This window comes from Pseudonocardia broussonetiae (assembly GCF_013155125.1).
Classification (GTDB): domain Bacteria; phylum Actinomycetota; class Actinomycetes; order Mycobacteriales; family Pseudonocardiaceae; genus Pseudonocardia; species Pseudonocardia broussonetiae.
The window spans coordinates 5103805-5118917 of sequence record NZ_CP053564.1 but is presented as its reverse complement, the minus strand read 5'-3'; the positions used below and the strand labels follow the sequence as shown (position 1 = coordinate 5118917).

Here is a 15113-nt window from a genome sequence, read left to right as displayed (position 1 = left end):
GGGTACCACGTTAACCGTCGTGGGGGTGGCGTACCGAGGGGCGCTCGGCCGTACGCTGGGGCGATGACCGATCCCGACCCGGCATCCGACCTGCCCCGCCTCGTCGACCCGGTGATGATCGCCGCGTTCGAGGGCTGGAACGACGCGGGTGAGGCCGCGAGCACCGCCCTCGAGCACCTCGAGCTCAGCTGGGACGCCACGCCGCTGGCCTCGATCGACCCCGAGGACTACTACGACTTCCAGGTCACGCGCCCGCACGTCCGCTACACCGACGGCGTCACGCGCAAGATCGAGTGGATGACCACCCGGCTCTCGGTGGCCACGCTGCCCGGCACCGAGCGGCACGTCGTCCTCGTCAACGGCATCGAGCCGAACCTGCGCTGGCGGTCGTTCTGCTCCGAGCTGCTCGGCCACGTCGAGCGCCTGGGCGTGACCAAGGTCATCACCCTGGGCGCGCTGCTCACCGACATCCCGCACACCCGGCCCACCACCGTGAGCGGCATCTCCTACGACGTCGACTCGGCGAAGCGGATGCAGGTCGAGCAGTCCACCTACCAGGGCGCCACCGGCATCGTGGGCGTGTTCCAGAACGCCTGCGTGGAGGCCGGCGTGCCGGCCATGTCGTTCTGGGCCGCCGTGCCGCACTACGTCTCGCAGGCCCGCGTGCCCAAGGCGGCCGTGGCGCTGCTGCACCGCATCGAGGAGGTCCTCGACGTCGAGGTGCCCCTCGGGGGGCTGCCCGAGCAGGCCGAGGAGTGGGAGCGCACCGTCTCGGAGATGGCCGAGGCCGACGACGAGGTGCGCGAGTACGTCCGCCAGCTCGAGGAGCAGGCCGAGGCCGAGGACACCGACGTGCTGCCCGAGGCCGACGGCGACGCCATCGCCGCCGACTTCGAGCGCTACCTGCGTCGCCGTGGCAGCGGGGGCGCGGGCAGCTGAACACCGCAGGGGCCCGGACCGGGCTGGCCCGGTCCGGTCTCTACGCGGGCGCGTTCCTCGGGCCCTTCGGCGGCGGTGTCACCGTCGCGATGCTCCCCGAGCTGGGTGCGGCGTTCGGCGTCAGCGCGGCCACCGCGGCCTCGTCGGTCACGGCCTACCTGCTGCCCTTCGCCGCGGCGATGCTGTTCTCGGGCACGCTCGGCGAGCGCTGGGGGCGGCGGCGCACGGTCGTGGTCGCCTACGCGGCGTACGTCGTCGCCTCGCTGGCCTGCGTGCTCGCCCCGACCTGGGAGCTGTTCCTCGCCGGACGGGTGCTGCAGGGGCTCGCGAACGCGTTCACCACTCCCCTGCTGCTGGCGGCGCTCGCCGGGTCGGCCGCCCCGGAGCGGCTGGGCCGCGCGCTGGGGTGGTTCGGGTCGCTGCAGGCCGCGGGCCAGACCTCGGCGCCGCTGCTGGGCGGGATCGCCGCCGAGCTCGACTGGCGGCTGGCCTTCGGCGGCGTCGCCGCCGTCGCGGTGCTGCTGGGACTGGCCGGGATCCCGCCGTCGGAGCGCCGGGCCGGGGCGCGCCCCGCGCTGCGCGCGGCGTGGCGGCCCGCCGTGCTGCGGGCGGGGCTCGTGGCGGCCGTCGGGTGGGGCTGCCTGGCCGGGCTGAACTTCCTGGTCGCGCTGCGCCTGGAGGAGGCGTTCGGGCTGGGGTCGGGCCCGCGCGGGCTGGTGCTGACCGGGCTCGGCGTGGCCGGGCTGCTCACGGCGCGGATCGTGGGCGGGGCGGTCGACCGCATCGGCCCGCGGCGCGCGGTCCTGGCCGGCGCGGCGACCGGCGTCGTCGTCGTCGTCGGGGTGGGCACGGCGCCCGCCGTGTGGATGGTCGCGGCGGTGTGGGCGCTGGGCGGGGTGGCCACGCAGCTCGTGCTCGTCGGCGTCAACGCGCTGGTGCTGCGCGATACGGGCGGCAACGCGGGCGGCTCGATGTCCGTGGTGCAGGCGCTGCGGTTCGGCGGCGGTGCGCTGGCCCCGCCCGCCCTCACCCCGCTCTACGCCGCCGACCCGCTCACGGCGTTCCTGCTGCCGGCGGCGCTGCTGGCGGCGGTGGTGCCGGTGGCGCTCCCCCGGTCCCGCGAGGCTCCGCCCGGGGACGGGCCTACGCCCCGAGCAGGCGCGTGAGCAGGGCGCGGGCGTAGGCGCGCTCGGCGTCGACGTCGACCTCCCGGTGGCCGTCGGCCAGCTGCACCGCCCAGCCGTCGCCGACCGGCTCCAGCCGCGCGAACGCCCGCCCCAGCGCCGCCCGGAGCTGCCCCTCGTGCGGCAGCCAGACCACGTCGTCGGCCTCGACGCTGTCCAGCGCCCACTCGGTCGTGCCGTTGAAGCGCAGGACGCGGCCGCCGGGGCCCTCGTGCACGTCGATGGTGAGCTCGCTGACGACGAACACGTGCTCGTCCATGTCGCGGCCGTCGATGACGAACCGGTCGCCCGACGCCGGCGACCACGGCAGCCCGGCGGCCCGCAGCCGCTGCGCCAGCTCGAGGGTGATCACGGCGCCGCGTGCCTCTTCAGGTCGGCGAGGTCGATCCACTCCAGCGTGCGGGCGTGCGTGGCCTCCAGCACGACCGGGGGCGCCGCGCCCGCCTCCAGCGCCTCGGCCCAGCGCGACGCGCACAGGCACCAGCGGTCGCCGGGACGCAGGCCGGCGAACCCGTGCTCGGGTCGGGGCGTCGACAGGTCGTTGCCCGCGGCGGCGCTGAACGCCAGGAACTCCGCGGTGACCTGCGCGCAGACGGTGTGGACGCCGGAGTCCTCGCCGCCGGTGTCGCAGCAGCCCGTGCGGTAGAAGCCGGTCATCGGGTCGGTGCCGCAGACCGCGAGGTCGCCGCCGAGCACGTTGTGGGCCATGTGCGACATGCAACCAGAACGGGTAGGCCCCGGCATGACCGACGATCGCCGAGACGAGCCGACCGACGACCAGGGCCACGACCGGGGCCCCGACCCCGACGCCCCCCTCGACCCGAACACGCCGGACCTCGACCTGGACGTCCCGGTGCCGGCCTCCCCCGCGGAGACCACTCCGGAGACCACCCCGGAGAACGAGGACGCCGACTCCGACGCTCCGGAGCCGCCGGACTGACACCGCCTACAGGCGCACCCCGAGGAGCGCGTCGAGAGCATCGCGGACCAGGGCGGGCGCGTCGCCGTCGGTGCCGCGCCGCTCCAGCGCCCGGGCCGCCCACGCGTCGACGGCGGCCAGGGCGCGGGGCGTGTCGAGGTCGTCGGCCAGGTGCGTGCGCAGCTGCGTGAGCAGCTCGTCGGCGGGCGGGCCCGCGGGCAGGGCGGCCGCCTCGCGCCAGCGGGCCAGCCGCGCGTTCGCCTCGTCGAGCAGCCCGGCGGTCCAGGCCCGGTCGGTGCGGTAGTGCCCGGCCAGCAGGGCGATCCGGATCGCGTTCGGGTCGACGTTCTCGGCGCGCAGCTTGGAGACGAAGACCAGGTTGCCGCGCGACTTCGACATCTTCTCGCCGTCGAGGCCGATCATCCCGGTGTGCGTGTAGTGCCGGGCGAACGGGTGCACGCCGGTGAACGCCTCGGCGTGGGCGGCACCGCACTCGTGGTGCGGGAAGATCAGGTCCGAGCCGCCGCCGTTGAGGTCGATCTGCGGGCCGAGGCGGTTGAGCGCGATCGCGGCGCACTCGACGTGCCAGCCCGGGCGCCCGGGGCCCAGGTCCCCGCCTCCATTGTCACTGGCCCAGGACGGCTCGCCCTCGCGGGCCATCCGCCACAGCAGGGGGTCGAGCGGGCTGCGCTTGCCGGGCCGCTCCGGGTCGCCGCCGCGCTCGGCGGAGAACCGCAGCATCGTCTCCTCGTCGTAGTTCGACTCGTAGCCGAAGTGCCCGGTGACCGCGGAGTCGAAGTAGACGTCGGGGAACTCGGCGTCCGGGACGCGGTAGGCCGCGCCCGACGCGAGCAGCTTCCCGACGAGCTCGGAGATCTCGCCCATCGCCTCGACCGCGCCGATGTAGTGCCGCGGCGGGAGGACGCGCAGCGCCTCCATGTCCTCGCGGAACAGCGCCGTCTCGCGCATGCCGAGGACGACCCAGTCGTCCTGGTCGCGGGCCGCGCGCTCGAGCAGCGGGTCGTCGATGTCGGTGACGTTCTGGACGTAGTGCACGTCGTGCCCGAGGTCGCGCCACAGGCGGTTGACCAGGTCGAACGCCAGGTAGGTGGCGGCGTGCCCGAGGTGCGTGGCGTCGTAGGGGGTGATGCCGCAGACGTACATCAGCGCCTCGCGCCCGGGGGCGGTGGGCCGCACGCGCCCGGTGGACGTGTCGTACAGGCGCAGGGGCGGGCCCTCACCGGGCAGGCGCGGGACGTCGACGGAGGCCCAGGTGTGCATGACAGACAACCTACGCGGGGCTCACCACCACTCGGGTGCGAGCTTCGCCTCGATGTCCCGGACGTGGCTGCGGGTGCACGGCGGGCAGAGCCAGCGCGTGCGCCCGCCGTCGTGCTCGCAGGACCAGGTGGGGTCCTCGCCCTCGCGCACGGCGCCGCACAGGTCGCACGTCGGCACGGGTCCTCCTCGGGCTGGTCGCGATCAGTTGTCGGGTGCGCTCGACGTGCTGGTGGCCGGCGCCTCGTTCGTCGACCCCTCCTCGGGGTCGCTGTCGCCGCCCGAGCCGCCCTGCTCGCTCGTGCCGCCACCCGCACCGCCGGGCGCACACGATCCCGCACCGGTCAGCACCAGCGCCATCCCGGCCGCTCCCGCGACCAGCACCCTCTTCCACCGCGCGATCTCCATGCCGGCCGCGTACCCGCCGGCGGGGGCTCCATGCGGGCGGGCGGCCGTCGTACCCTCGCGCCATGGTGGCTCGCACGGTCGCGGTGGACCTGCTCCCGCACCTGCGCCGGGCCCACGACCACATCGACCGGCACTCCGCGGCCCCGCTGGACCTCACCCGGCTGGCGGCCGTCGCCGGTGTGTCGAAGTTCCACTTCGTGCGCTGCTTCGAGGCCACCTACGGCGAGACGCCGATGCGGTACCTCTCCCGCCGGCGCATCGAGCGCGCCCAGGACCTGCTGCGCACGGCCAACCTCACCGTCACCGAGGTGTGCATGGCCGTGGGGTTCAGCAGCCTCGGGTCGTTCTCGGCGCGGTTCCGCGCGGTCGTCGGCGAGACCCCGACGGCGTACCGCGACCGGTGGGCGGCGCGCGGCGTCGGCCGGGTCCCGGGCTGCTGGCTGTTCATGCGCGGCGTGCTGGACCCGCGCGGCACGACGGAGCCGAGCAATCCCGGAGAAGCGTCCGGCACCGCCCCGGTCCTACCGTCGTCCCCATGATCACCAACGTCTCCCTGGTCACCGTCTACTGCCTCGACCAGCAGGAGGCCCACGACTTCTACGTCGACCTCCTCGGGTTCGAGACCCGCACGGACGTCACGATGGGCGAGGGCTTCCGCTGGCTGACCATCGGCCACCCCGCGCAGCCCGAGCTCGAGGTCACGCTGATGACGCCCGGCCCGCCGCTCGACGACACCGCCGCCGCCCTGGTCCGCTCCCAGCTCGCCAAGGGCGGGATCGGCGGGCTCGGCCTCCACGTCGACGACTGCCGCAAGACCTACGAGGATCTCAGCGCGCGGGGCGTGACGTTCCTGCAGGAACCCGCGGACCGCCCCTACGGCGTGGAGGCGGTCATGCGGGACAACAGCGGCAACTGGCTGGTGCTGGTCGAGCCGAAGGCGTTCACGCCCGAGGACTTCGCCTGACCGGGGCGCGCCCCGGTCAGCGGCGGGTCCGCAGGTAGTCGGCCACCACCTCGGCGCCCAGGCCGTCGAGGGTCGGCGCGACCACGCGTCCGCCGCACCGCTTCGCGACGCCGTCGAGGAACGCGGCGAGCCGCGGGTCGTCGCCCAGGACGAAGAACGTGAACGCCGCCCGCAGGCCGGTGAGCCGGTCGACCTCGGCGATGGTGGCGCGCAGGGTCTCCGGGCTCGTCGGGTAGTCGAAGGCGGCGTGGCCGCCGGGCTCCAGGTGCGCGGTCGGCTCCCCGTCGGTGACGACGAGGACGACGGGCTGCGCGTCGGGGTTGCGGCGCAGGTGCTGCCCGGCCAGGAGCAGCGCGTGGTGCAGGTTCGTGCCCTGCTCGTACGCGCCGTCGAGCCCGACCAGCTCGCCGAGCTCCACCGACCGCGCGTGCCGCCCGAACGTGATCAGCTTGAGGTCGTCGCCGCGGAACCGGGTGGAGATGAGCTGGTGCAGGGCCAGCGCGGTGCGCTTCATCGGCACCCAGCGCCCGTCCTGCACCATCGACCAGGACGTGTCGACGCACAGCGCCACGCACGCGCGGGTCTTCTGCTCGGTCTCGACGATCTCCACGTCGGTGACGTCGAGGCTCCTCGGGTCGCCGCCGGCGCGTCGGAGCTGGGCGTTGAGCAGCGTCCGCGGCACGTTCCACGCCTCGGTGTCGCCGAACGCCCACGGACGCGTGGCGCCGGTGGCCTCCCCCGCGGCGCCGGAGCGGTGGGTGTCGCGCTCGCCGCGGCGGGCGCCGATCCGGTCGACGACCTCGCGCAGGGCCGACTCCCCCAGCCGCCGCAGCGCCTTGGGCGAGAGCTGCAGCGAGCCGTCGGCGGCGCGCTCGAACAGGCCCTGGCGCTGCAGCTCGCGCTCCAGGTCGGCCAGCGCGCGGGCGTCGACGCGGGCCTCGTCGCCGAGGTGGCGCCCGAGCGACTCGAGGTCGATGTCCTCCAGCCGGGCACCCGGGTAGCTCTGCGACAGCTGCTCGGCCAGGGCGTCGAGCTGCCCGAGCTCCTCCATCGCGCGGGTGGCCTCGCCCATGCCCATCGGGTTGTCGCCGCGGAAGCGGCCCTGCCCGTCCCAGTCCTCGCCGGGGCGCAGGCCCTGCAGCTGGGCGTCGAGCTGGGCCATCGCCTGCGCGAGCCGCGGGTCGCCGAACGCCTGCTGCGAGAGCTCCATCAGCTCGGCCCGCTGCTCGGCGGTCATCGAGTTGAGCATCCGCTGGGCGGCCGCCGCGCGCTGCGCGAGCGTGTCGATCAGCTCCTCGGTGGTCTGCGGGTCCTCCGGGAAGAAATCGCCGTGCTGCTCCATGAACTGCCGGAACTGCTCGGTGGTGTCCTGGCCGGCGGCGTGGTTCGCGAGCAGGTCGTTGAGGGCGTCGAGCATCTCCCGGATGCGCTCGACGTCCTGCGGCGTCGCGTTCTCCATCGCCTGCTTCATGCCCTGGAAGCGCTGGTCGAGCATCTCGCGCCCGAGCAGGTCGCGGATCTCCTCGTAGGCCTCGCGCGCGTCGGGGCTCTGCCAGTCGTACTCGGCGAGCTCGCGGACGGCGCCGCCGGTGTCGGACGGGAGCGCGTCGAGCTGCATCTCGCGGAACCGGGCGTCGTCGGAGTCCTGGCGGCCCAGCGAGTCGCGCTCGGCGTCGAGGGCGCGCTGCAGCAGCTCGCGGACCTCCTGCAGCGTGCCGTCGAGGCGGTTCTCGCGCTGCAGGCGGCTGCGGCGCTGCCAGATCTCGCGGGTCAGCTCGTCGAGGCCGCGGCGGTTGTCCGCGCCGCGGCGCAGCAGCTCCTGCAGGGCCGTGCGCGGGGAGGATCCCTCCATCACGTCGCGGCCGATCTCGTCCATCGCCGCGCGGAGGTCGAACGGCGGGGCCAGGGGGTCGGGGCCGTCGACGTAGGGGCCGTACTGGTAACCGGGGCGGCGTCGTGTCACCCCTCCACGCTACGTCCGCGGAGCCCGGTCCTGCTCGTCGTCGGGACCGAGGAAGCGCTCGACCTCCTCCAGGAACCGCTCGGGCCGCTCGACCTGCACCCAGTGGCCGCAGTCGTCGAGCAGGACGGCCCGGGCGTGCGGCATCGCGGCGGCGGCGCGGAGCGAGTCGGCGGGGGCGACGAGCCGGTCGTCGCGGCCGTGCAGGAACAGCGCGGGCGCCGTGATCTCCCCGACGCGCGCGCTCAGGTCGTCGCGCATCCGCCACCGCCCGACCGTGGCCTGGTTGTAGCGCAGGTACCCCAGGCCACCGCGGCGGGCCTCCCGCGCCATCTCCTCGACGACCGCGGGCGGCAGCCGCGCGGGGTCGTGCACCATCGCGCGCACGGCGGCGCGGGTGAAGCGGCCGGCGAGCCGCGCGGCCGGGAGCAGCACGGCGTCGGGCAGGCGGCAGGCGAGCCACGCCAGCGGGTGCAGGAACCGGCCGCCGGCGTGGGCGGCGAGCCCGCCGGGGGCAACGAGGACGAGCCCGGCGACGGCGGCGGGGTGGCGCAGGGCGACGTGGAGCACGACGTGGCCGCCCATCGACACCCCGAACCACACCGCCGGCCCCTCTCCCCCGACGGCCGCGACGACAGCGGCGGCGAGGTCGGCCATCGCGGCGGGCGACCCGTCGACCGGGATGCCCTCGGTGCGGCCGGAGCCGGGCAGGTCGAGGGCCAGGACCGGGCGGGTGCGGGCCAGCGCGTCGAACACGCCATGCCAGGAGATCCCGGCGTTGTCGGGCCCGCCGCCGTGCACCAGGACCAGAGGGACGCCGCTGTCGGGACCGCCCCGCAGCAACCGGACCCGCCCGCCGGCGTGCGCGACGTGCTCCACCCGCGCGCCCGGGGGCACGAGCGGGCCGGTCATGCGGGGAGCCGCAGCCCGCTGAGGAGCAGGTCGATCATCCGGCGGGCCCGGTAGTCGGGCAGGGACTCGACGCCGATGCAGAGGTTGCCGATGCCCAGCATCAGGTCGTAGGCGCGCACGTCGTCGCGGGTGTGACCGGCGGCGGAGGAGGCGGCGAGCAGGCGGTCGAGCACGGGCATCAGGCGCTCGACGAACTCGGCGTGCAGGCTCTCGAACCCCGCCTGGTCGGAGTGCAGCGCCGCGGCCAGGCCGTGCTTGGTGATGAGGAAGTCGGCGAACCGGTCGACCCAGGCCCGCAGCACGTCGTAGGGCGTGCCGACGGTGGGCGGGTCCTCGGCGGCGAGCCCGTCGAGCTGGTGGCGGAAGACGGCGACGACGAGGTCGGCCCGCGTCGGGAAGTGCCGGTAGACGGTGCCCATGCCCAGCCCGGCCTCGGCGGCGATCTCCCGCACCGGCGCGTCGACGCCCGCGCGGACGAACACTGCGGCGGCCGCGTCGAGCAGCACCTGCTCGTTGCGGCGCACGTCGGAGCGCCGCGCGCGGCCGGCAGCGGTCATCGGGCCCCCCTCGTGGCGAAACGGAACAACGCTCCGTACGCTGATGCGGAACGCTGCTCCGCATCGCGATCGTGTCACCGGGAAGGTACCCACACCATGAGCGCTCCGACGGCCCGCCGCCCCGCCTTCGGGATCATGACCCCGCCGTCGCAGGTCTCCTACGACGACCTCCTGCGCGTCTGGCGCGAGGCCGACGCCCTCCCGCAGATCGAGCACGCCTGGCTCTACGACCACCTCATGCCGCTGGGCGGCGACCCGCTCGGGCCCACGCTCGAGGGCTGGACGCTGCTCTCCGCGCTCGCCGCGCAGACCGAGCGGCTGCGCCTGGGGCTGCTGGTCACGAGCAACCGGTTCCGGCCCCCGGCGGTGCTCGCGAAGATCGCCGCGACCGTCGACGTCGTCTCGGGCGGGCGTCTGGAATTCGGCATCGGCGCGGGCTCGCGGCCCGACGTGCCGATGGCCCGGCGCGAGTACGCGGCGCACGGGCTGCCCTTCCACGACGCCGCGCAGGCCGTCGCGAGCCTGGCCGAGGCGTGCACGATCGTCCGCCGGCTGTGGACGGAGACCGAACCGTTCGACTTCGCGGGCGAGCACCACCGGCTGACCGGGGCCTTCTGCAGCCCCAAGCCCGTGCAGCGGCCGGGCCCGCCGATCATGATCGGCGGACGGGCCACCCCGACGCTGCGCGTGGTCGCCGAGCACGCCGACGCCTGGAACATGCCCGGGGGCACGGTCGCCGAGGCGGTCGAGCGCAGTGCCCGGCTCGACCGGCTGTGCGCCGACATCGGCCGCGACCCGGCGGAGGTCCGGCGGTCGTTCGTCCTGTTCCCCGCCCCCGACGACCGGCCGGCGGGCACCCGCGACACCGTCCGCGCGGCGATCGAGGGCGGCTTCGACCACATCGTGCTCGGGCTGCACGCCCCCTACCCGGACGCGGTCGTGCGCCGGCTCGTCGACGACGTCGTGGAGCCGGTGCTGTCTGCGGCGGGACCCGGGCGCGTGGTTCCGGTGCCGTGAGGTGCGGCGGTCGGCGATCATGCCGGTGCGGGCGCGAGGGTGGTGATCGTCGGGAGTGCGACGCCACGGTCGCGCGGAGGACCGCAGCGGTGCGGTTCCGCTGATCACGCCGTGGTGATCAGCAGGAGTGTGCCGTCAGCGTCCTCGCGACGACTGCAGCGGTGCGGTCTCGGCGATCACGGGCTGGTGGCGGGTGCCGGCGGCGCCGGGACCGGCATCCGCCCGGGTGGGTCGGGCCCTCGGTAGGGTCGGGCACCATGGCGCGGACGAGGCGGGCACGACCGGTGAAGCTCGTCCCGGACCCGCCGGAGACGCCGACGCGCTTCGATCCGGCGCCTGCGGTCGTCGAGCACGAGACGGTGTGGGACGGCATCGACGCGGGCGCGGACGTCGAGGTGCCGGCGCACGTCGCCGACCTCGACCTGCGCGAGTGCCGCTGGACCGGCGCCGACCTCCGCGGCCGCGAGTTCACCGGGCTGCGCGCCCGCGACACCCGGTTCGTGCACTGCGATCTCTCGGGCGCCGTCCTCGACGACGCCGTCCTGCGCCGCGTCACGTTCACCGACTGCCGGCTCACCGGGGCGTCCTTCGCCGGCGCCCAGCTCGACGACGTGCGGATCACCGACTGCAGCGCCGACCTCACCGCGTTCCGGATGGCCCGGGCCACGGCCGTGCTGGTGGAGGGCACCTCGCTGCACGGCGCCGACCTCTACTCGCTGACGGCCGTCGACTGCGCGTTCCTGCGCTGCGACCTCGGCGAGGCGTCGTTCCACGAGGCCCGGATGGCCGGCACGCGGCTGCACGGCTCGACGCTCGACGACGTCCGCGGGGCGATGTCGCTGGCCGGCACGCGGATCAGCGCCGACCAGCTCGTCCCGCTCGGGGTGGCGCTGCTCGGGGTGCTGGGCGTCGAGGTGACCGACGGCTAGATGCAGCTCCGCTGCTCGTGAGTGGCGATCGTGGTCAGGGCCACGATCGCCGCTCACAGGCGGCGCCAGCCGCACTACCGGTAGCTCACCGAGTCGTCGTCGGCGGTGTCCTTGGCCAGGCGGCGGGTCAGGAACAGCAGCTCCAGCGCCAGCTCCGCCGCGCTCGCCATCGGGCCGGGCTGCTCGGTGCCGCCCGCGTCGAGGCGCTTGGCGATCTCGGTGAGCGCGTCCACGTCCGGCAGGGCGGCCACGACCTCGGCCGCGGGCACCCGCTCCCCCGTGCGGACCGGGGAGGAGGCGACGGCCTCGGCCAGCGGGTTGAGGTCGATGCCCCGCAGGCGGGCGCGGGCGGTGTCGGCCGTGGCCCGGCGCAGCAGGTGCTCCAGGTGCTCGGTCTCCCGGCCCTCCTCGCCCGAGGCGAACTCGAGCTTGCCGCGCAGCACGGCGGGCACCGACTCCAGGTCGACCGGACGCGCGACGGCGTCGGCCTCGCCGGTGATCGCGGCCCGGCGCAGCGCAGCGGCCGCGACGGTCTCGGCGGCGGCCACGGAGAACCGCGCCGACACCCCGGAGCCCTGGTCGACCGCGCTCGACTCGCGCAGCGCGCGCGTGAACCGGGCGACGACCTCCAGCAGGTGCCGGGGCACGTCCGCGACGAGGTGCGCCTCCTGCTCCACCAGCGTGATCTCGTCGGTGAGCTCGAGGGGGTAGTGCGTGCGGACCTCGGCCCCGAAGCGGTCCTTGAGCGGGGTGATGATCCGCCCGCGGTTGGTGTAGTCCTCGGGGTTGGCGCTCGCGACCAGCAGGATGTCGAGCGGCAGGCGCAGCGTGTAGCCGCGCACCTGGATGTCGCGCTCCTCCATCACGTTGAGCAGCGACACCTGGATCCGCTCGGCCAGGTCGGGCAGCTCGTTGATCGTGACGACGCCGCGGTGCGCGCGGGGCACGAGCCCGTAGTGGATGGTCTCGGGGTCGCCCAGCGAGCGGCCCTCCGACACCTTGACGGGGTCGATGTCGCCGATCAGGTCGGCCACCGCGGTGTCGGGCGTGGCCAGCTTCTCGGTGTAGCGCTCGGACCGGTGGCGCCAGGTGACGGGCAGGTCGTCGCCGAGCTCGGCGGCGCGGCGGATCGACGCCGGCGTGATCGGGTCGTAGGGGTGCTCGCCCAGCTCGGAGCCCTCGAGGACCGGGGTCCACTCGTCGAGGAGGTTCGTGATCGAGCGGAGCAGGCGCGTCTTGCCCTGCCCGCGCTCGCCCAGCAGGACGACGTCGTGACCGGCGATCAGCGCGCGCTCCAGCTGCGGGAGCACCGTCGACTCGAACCCGACGATGCCGGGCCACGGGTCGCGGCCCGCGCGCAGGGCGGCGACCAGGTTGGCGCGGATCTCGTCCTTGACGCCGCGCAGCTCGTGGCCCGACGCCCGCAGGGCGCCGAGGGTGCGGGGAAGATCCGTGGGGGGAAGATCCGTGGGGGGAAGATCATGGGGCACGTCTCCACGCTACGCCCGCGGCTGCGAACCGGCGCGCGCTCCGCCGAACGCGAGCGGGCCTTGGCCGAGCCCCGGCAGGACGTACCGGGGCGGCGCCTCCCGCCGACGAGCGGCGCGCTTGACCTCGACCGCGGTCGAGGTCCTAGCGTCGTTCCCGCAGGTCGACGGCAGGAGGCGGCACCATGAAGGCGATCCGGCAGCACGCGTTCGGCGACGCGGACGTGCTCGTGTGGGAGGAGGTGCCCGACCCCGTGCCGGGTCGGGGGCAGGTGCTGGTGCGGGTGGCCGCGGCGGGCGTGCACCTGCTCGACACGACGATCCGGTCCGGCGCGGGCGGCGGGCCGTTCCCCGTGCCCGACCTGCCGATGACGCCGGGGCGGGAGGTGGCGGGCACGGTCGTGGACGTCGGCCCGGACGTCGGCGACGCGTGGCGGGGACGGTCGGTCGTCGCGCACCTGGGGATGGCGAGCGGCGGCTACGCGGAGCTGGCGCTCGCACCGGCGGCCGCGCTGCACGACGTACCCGACGGGCTGGCGCCCGAGGCGGCCGTCGCCCTGATCGGCACCGGCCGGACTGCGGTCGGGGTGCTCGCGCTGGCCGCGGTCACCGAGGACGACGTCGTGCTGGTCCCGGCCGCGGCGGGCGGGCTCGGCGCGCTGCTCGTACAGGCCGCCCGGCACGCCGGGGCGACGGTGGTCGGGATGGCAGGCGGCCCCGCGAAGGTCGAGCGGGTGCGGGCGCTGGGCGCCGACGTCGCGCTGGACTACCGGGAGCCGGGCTGGGCCGACCTCGTGCCGCGGCGTCCCACCCTGGTCCTCGACGGCGTCGGCGGCGAGGTCGGGCGCACCGCGCTGGAGCTGCTCGACGTGGGCGGGCGGCTGGTGATGTTCGGGTACTCGGCGGGCAGCCCGACGGCGTTCACGAGCGCCGACGTCGTGTCGCGCGGGCTCACCGTCTCGTGGGTGACGGGCCCGCGGATGCTGCGCACGTACGGCGGGCTGCGCGGCCTGGAGACGCGGTCGCTGGCCGAGGGCGCCGCCGGGCGGCTCGTGCCGCTGGTGCACCCGCCCTTCGCGCTGGCCGACGCGGCGGGGGCGCACCGGGCGCTGGAGGCGCGGGCCACCGCCGGGAAGGTGGTCCTCGTGCCCTGAGGCGCACGGCCGGGAATGCCCGGGCTGGAGGATCGTTGGCATAGGACATGCACTCACCCGGGCGCACCGCCGTCCTGCTCGGCCTGCTGTTCGGGCTCGCCGGCACCTCGACGTCCGCCGTGACCGTCGCGCTGCCGCAGCTCTCGGCGGAGCTGGGGGTCACCGCGGCCACGGCCGCCTGGATCGTCAGCGGCTACACCGTCGCCCTCGCCGTCGCGACGCCGATGCACGGCCGCCTCGCGGACATGGCCGGCATCCGGCTCCCGCTGGTCATCGGAGTGGCGCTGATGAGCGTCGGCGCCGTGGGCGCCGCGCTCGCGCCGAACTTCGGGATCCTCATGGTGGCCCGCGTCCTGCAGGGCGCCGGGGCCGCGTCGGTCGCGGTGCTGGGCACGGCGCTGATCAGCGCCCGGTGGAGCGGCGAGGCGCGGGGGGCCGCGCTCGGGCGCGTCGCCGGGGTCGCGGGCACGCTCAGTGCGCTGGGCCCGCTGCTGGGCGGGGCGCTGGAGGCGCTGGGCGGGTGGCGCTGGTCGGTGGCGCTGCCGGTCGTCGGGCTGCTGGCGATCCCGGCGCTGTGGCGCGGGGCGCCCACGGGCGGCAGCGGCGAGTCGGTCGACAAGATCGGGGCGCTGCTCGTCGCGCTGGCCGCGTCCGGGCTGGTCCTGCTCATCCAGTCGCCGTCGGCCGGGGTCGTCGCCGGCACGGTGGGCGCGGTGCTGCTCGCGATCGGAGCGCCCGCCGTCGTGTGGTGGGTCCGCCGGCGCCCCGACGGGTTCCTCCCCCGCGCCATCGTCACCAACGTCACGGTGCTGCGCAGCGCGTTCGCCGCGGCCGCGGTGCCCGCCAGCTGGTTCGCGCTGCTGCTCGGGGTGCCGCTCGCCGCCGCCTCGTGGGGCTGGACCCCCCTGGCCACGGGCACCCTGCTGCTCCCCGCGGCCGTCGTCGGGTTCTTCTCCCCGCCGGTGGCCCGCCGCCTGCTCTCCCGGCTCGGCGGGCGCCGCACGATCGCGCTGGCCTGCCCCACCGCGGTGGTCGCGCTGCTGGTCGCGGCCCTGGGCGGGGTGCTGGAGTCGCCGTGGCTGCTCGCGCTGGCCGTCGTGCTGGTGACGGTCGCGTTCGGCATCGGGCAGCCGGCGATGATCTCCTCGGTCGGTGCGGCCGTCCCGGGCGCGCAGCGGGGCGTCGCACTGGGCATCGCCACCCTGGTCTTCCTCACCGGGGCCAGCGTCGGCGCTGCCCTGGTCGGCGGGCTGAGCACCGTCCTCGGCGTGCCGGCGGCGTTCCTGCTGCTGGTGGCCCTGCCGCTGCTCGGGATCGGGGCCCTGCTCGTGGGCGGCCCGGACCGGGTGGAGCCGGTGGAGGCGGTGCCGGCGGGGCGGTGATCACCGGAACCGCAGCAGCGGGT

At 75.7% G+C, this 15113-nt stretch carries 18 protein-coding genes; 9 read left to right on the top strand and 9 right to left on the bottom strand.

Annotation, left to right across the window (positions count from 1 at the left end; genetic code table 11):
* The first annotated feature begins 63 nt into the window (after positions 1 to 63).
* A complete protein-coding gene (locus HOP40_RS24860) occupies positions 64 to 939 on the top strand; it encodes a PAC2 family protein (protein ID WP_172162544.1) in 876 nt (291 codons plus the stop codon).
* Positions 936 to 2105: an MFS transporter gene (locus tag HOP40_RS24855; protein WP_205347373.1), complete on the top strand. Its 1170-nt coding sequence runs from the start codon at positions 936 to 938 to the stop codon at positions 2103 to 2105. The genes HOP40_RS24860 and HOP40_RS24855 overlap by 4 nt, the downstream gene beginning before the upstream one ends.
* Here HOP40_RS24855 and HOP40_RS24850 read toward each other — a convergent pair.
* Together HOP40_RS24850 and HOP40_RS24845 are read right to left on the bottom strand one after the other, a co-directional pair.
* Entirely contained in the window at positions 2083 to 2475 is a 393-nt protein-coding gene (locus tag HOP40_RS24850) for a pilus assembly protein CpaE (protein ID WP_172162542.1), read from the bottom strand. The two genes, HOP40_RS24855 and HOP40_RS24850, sit on opposite strands and share 23 nt — an antisense overlap.
* Positions 2472 to 2831 carry a DUF2237 family protein gene (locus HOP40_RS24845; protein ID WP_172162540.1) on the bottom strand — a complete coding sequence of 120 codons (360 nt, stop codon included), beginning with the start codon at positions 2829 to 2831 and terminating at the stop codon, positions 2472 to 2474. Before HOP40_RS24845 ends, HOP40_RS24850 begins: the two co-directional genes overlap by 4 nt.
* Before the next feature lie 34 nt (positions 2832 to 2865).
* Between HOP40_RS24845 and HOP40_RS24840 the strand changes: the two genes are divergently transcribed.
* Positions 2866 to 3063 (top strand): hypothetical protein, encoded by a 198-nt coding sequence (locus tag HOP40_RS24840; protein WP_172162538.1) that lies wholly within the window; start codon positions 2866 to 2868, stop codon positions 3061 to 3063.
* 6 nt (positions 3064 to 3069) lie between these two features.
* On the opposite strand, the gene mshC is transcribed toward HOP40_RS24840, so the two are convergent.
* Genes mshC through HOP40_RS24825 form a run of 3 tightly spaced genes read right to left on the bottom strand, consistent with a single transcriptional unit; the run spans position 3070 to position 4728 of the window.
* Positions 3070 to 4323, bottom strand: coding sequence for a cysteine--1-D-myo-inosityl 2-amino-2-deoxy-alpha-D-glucopyranoside ligase (mshC, locus tag HOP40_RS24835; protein WP_172162536.1), 1254 nt, complete (start codon positions 4321 to 4323; stop codon positions 3070 to 3072).
* A 21-nt stretch (positions 4324 to 4344) separates the two neighbouring features.
* Positions 4345 to 4500, bottom strand: coding sequence for a hypothetical protein (locus tag HOP40_RS24830; RefSeq protein ID WP_172162534.1), 156 nt, complete (start codon positions 4498 to 4500; stop codon positions 4345 to 4347).
* Positions 4501 to 4524: 24 nt separating this feature from the next.
* Entirely contained in the window at positions 4525 to 4728 is a 204-nt protein-coding gene (locus HOP40_RS24825) for a hypothetical protein (protein WP_172162532.1), read from the bottom strand.
* Positions 4729 to 4790: 62 nt separating this feature from the next.
* Between HOP40_RS24825 and HOP40_RS24820 the strand changes: the two genes are divergently transcribed.
* Complete coding sequence (locus HOP40_RS24820; RefSeq protein ID WP_172162529.1) at positions 4791 to 5267, top strand: helix-turn-helix transcriptional regulator; 477 nt, start codon at positions 4791 to 4793, stop codon at positions 5265 to 5267.
* A complete protein-coding gene (locus tag HOP40_RS24815; protein ID WP_172162527.1) occupies positions 5264 to 5692 on the top strand; it encodes a VOC family protein in 429 nt (142 codons plus the stop codon). The genes HOP40_RS24820 and HOP40_RS24815 overlap by 4 nt, the downstream gene beginning before the upstream one ends.
* A gap of 16 nt (positions 5693 to 5708) precedes the next feature.
* Here the strand turns inward: HOP40_RS24815 and HOP40_RS24810 are convergent, their stop codons facing one another.
* The 3 genes from HOP40_RS24810 to HOP40_RS24800 are packed head-to-tail and all read right to left on the bottom strand — an operon-like array spanning position 5709 to position 9121.
* Entirely contained in the window at positions 5709 to 7655 is a 1947-nt protein-coding gene (locus tag HOP40_RS24810; protein WP_172162525.1) for a vWA domain-containing protein, read from the bottom strand.
* Positions 7656 to 7664: 9 nt separating this feature from the next.
* On the bottom strand, positions 7665 to 8564 hold the full coding sequence (locus HOP40_RS24805; protein ID WP_172162523.1) for an alpha/beta fold hydrolase: 900 nt from the start codon (positions 8562 to 8564) through the stop codon (positions 7665 to 7667).
* Positions 8561 to 9121, bottom strand: a complete 561-nt coding sequence (locus HOP40_RS24800) for a TetR/AcrR family transcriptional regulator (protein WP_172162521.1) — start codon at positions 9119 to 9121, stop codon at positions 8561 to 8563. Before HOP40_RS24800 ends, HOP40_RS24805 begins: the two co-directional genes overlap by 4 nt.
* A 96-nt stretch (positions 9122 to 9217) precedes the next feature.
* Between HOP40_RS24800 and HOP40_RS24795 the strand changes: the two genes are divergently transcribed.
* Both HOP40_RS24795 and HOP40_RS24790 read left to right on the top strand, forming a co-directional pair.
* Positions 9218 to 10138, top strand: a complete 921-nt coding sequence (locus HOP40_RS24795; protein ID WP_172162519.1) for an LLM class flavin-dependent oxidoreductase — start codon at positions 9218 to 9220, stop codon at positions 10136 to 10138.
* Between the two features lie 257 nt (positions 10139 to 10395).
* Positions 10396 to 11067, top strand: a complete 672-nt coding sequence (locus HOP40_RS24790) for a pentapeptide repeat-containing protein (protein WP_172162517.1) — start codon at positions 10396 to 10398, stop codon at positions 11065 to 11067.
* 74 nt (positions 11068 to 11141) lie between these two features.
* On the opposite strand, the gene HOP40_RS24785 is transcribed toward HOP40_RS24790, so the two are convergent.
* Positions 11142 to 12557: an ATP-binding protein gene (locus tag HOP40_RS24785; RefSeq protein WP_172162515.1), complete on the bottom strand. Its 1416-nt coding sequence runs from the start codon at positions 12555 to 12557 to the stop codon at positions 11142 to 11144.
* 182 nt (positions 12558 to 12739) lie between these two features.
* On the opposite strand from HOP40_RS24785, the gene HOP40_RS24780 reads away from it, so the two are divergent.
* Together HOP40_RS24780 and HOP40_RS24775 are read left to right on the top strand one after the other, a co-directional pair.
* Positions 12740 to 13708 carry a zinc-binding dehydrogenase gene (locus HOP40_RS24780; protein ID WP_172162512.1) on the top strand — a complete coding sequence of 323 codons (969 nt, stop codon included), beginning with the start codon at positions 12740 to 12742 and terminating at the stop codon, positions 13706 to 13708.
* A gap of 47 nt (positions 13709 to 13755) precedes the next feature.
* The gene (locus HOP40_RS24775; RefSeq protein WP_172162509.1) at positions 13756 to 15090 is read left to right on the top strand and encodes an MFS transporter; all 1335 of its coding nucleotides are present in this window, start codon (positions 13756 to 13758) and stop codon (positions 15088 to 15090) included.
* Positions 15091 to 15113 lie beyond the last annotated feature (23 nt).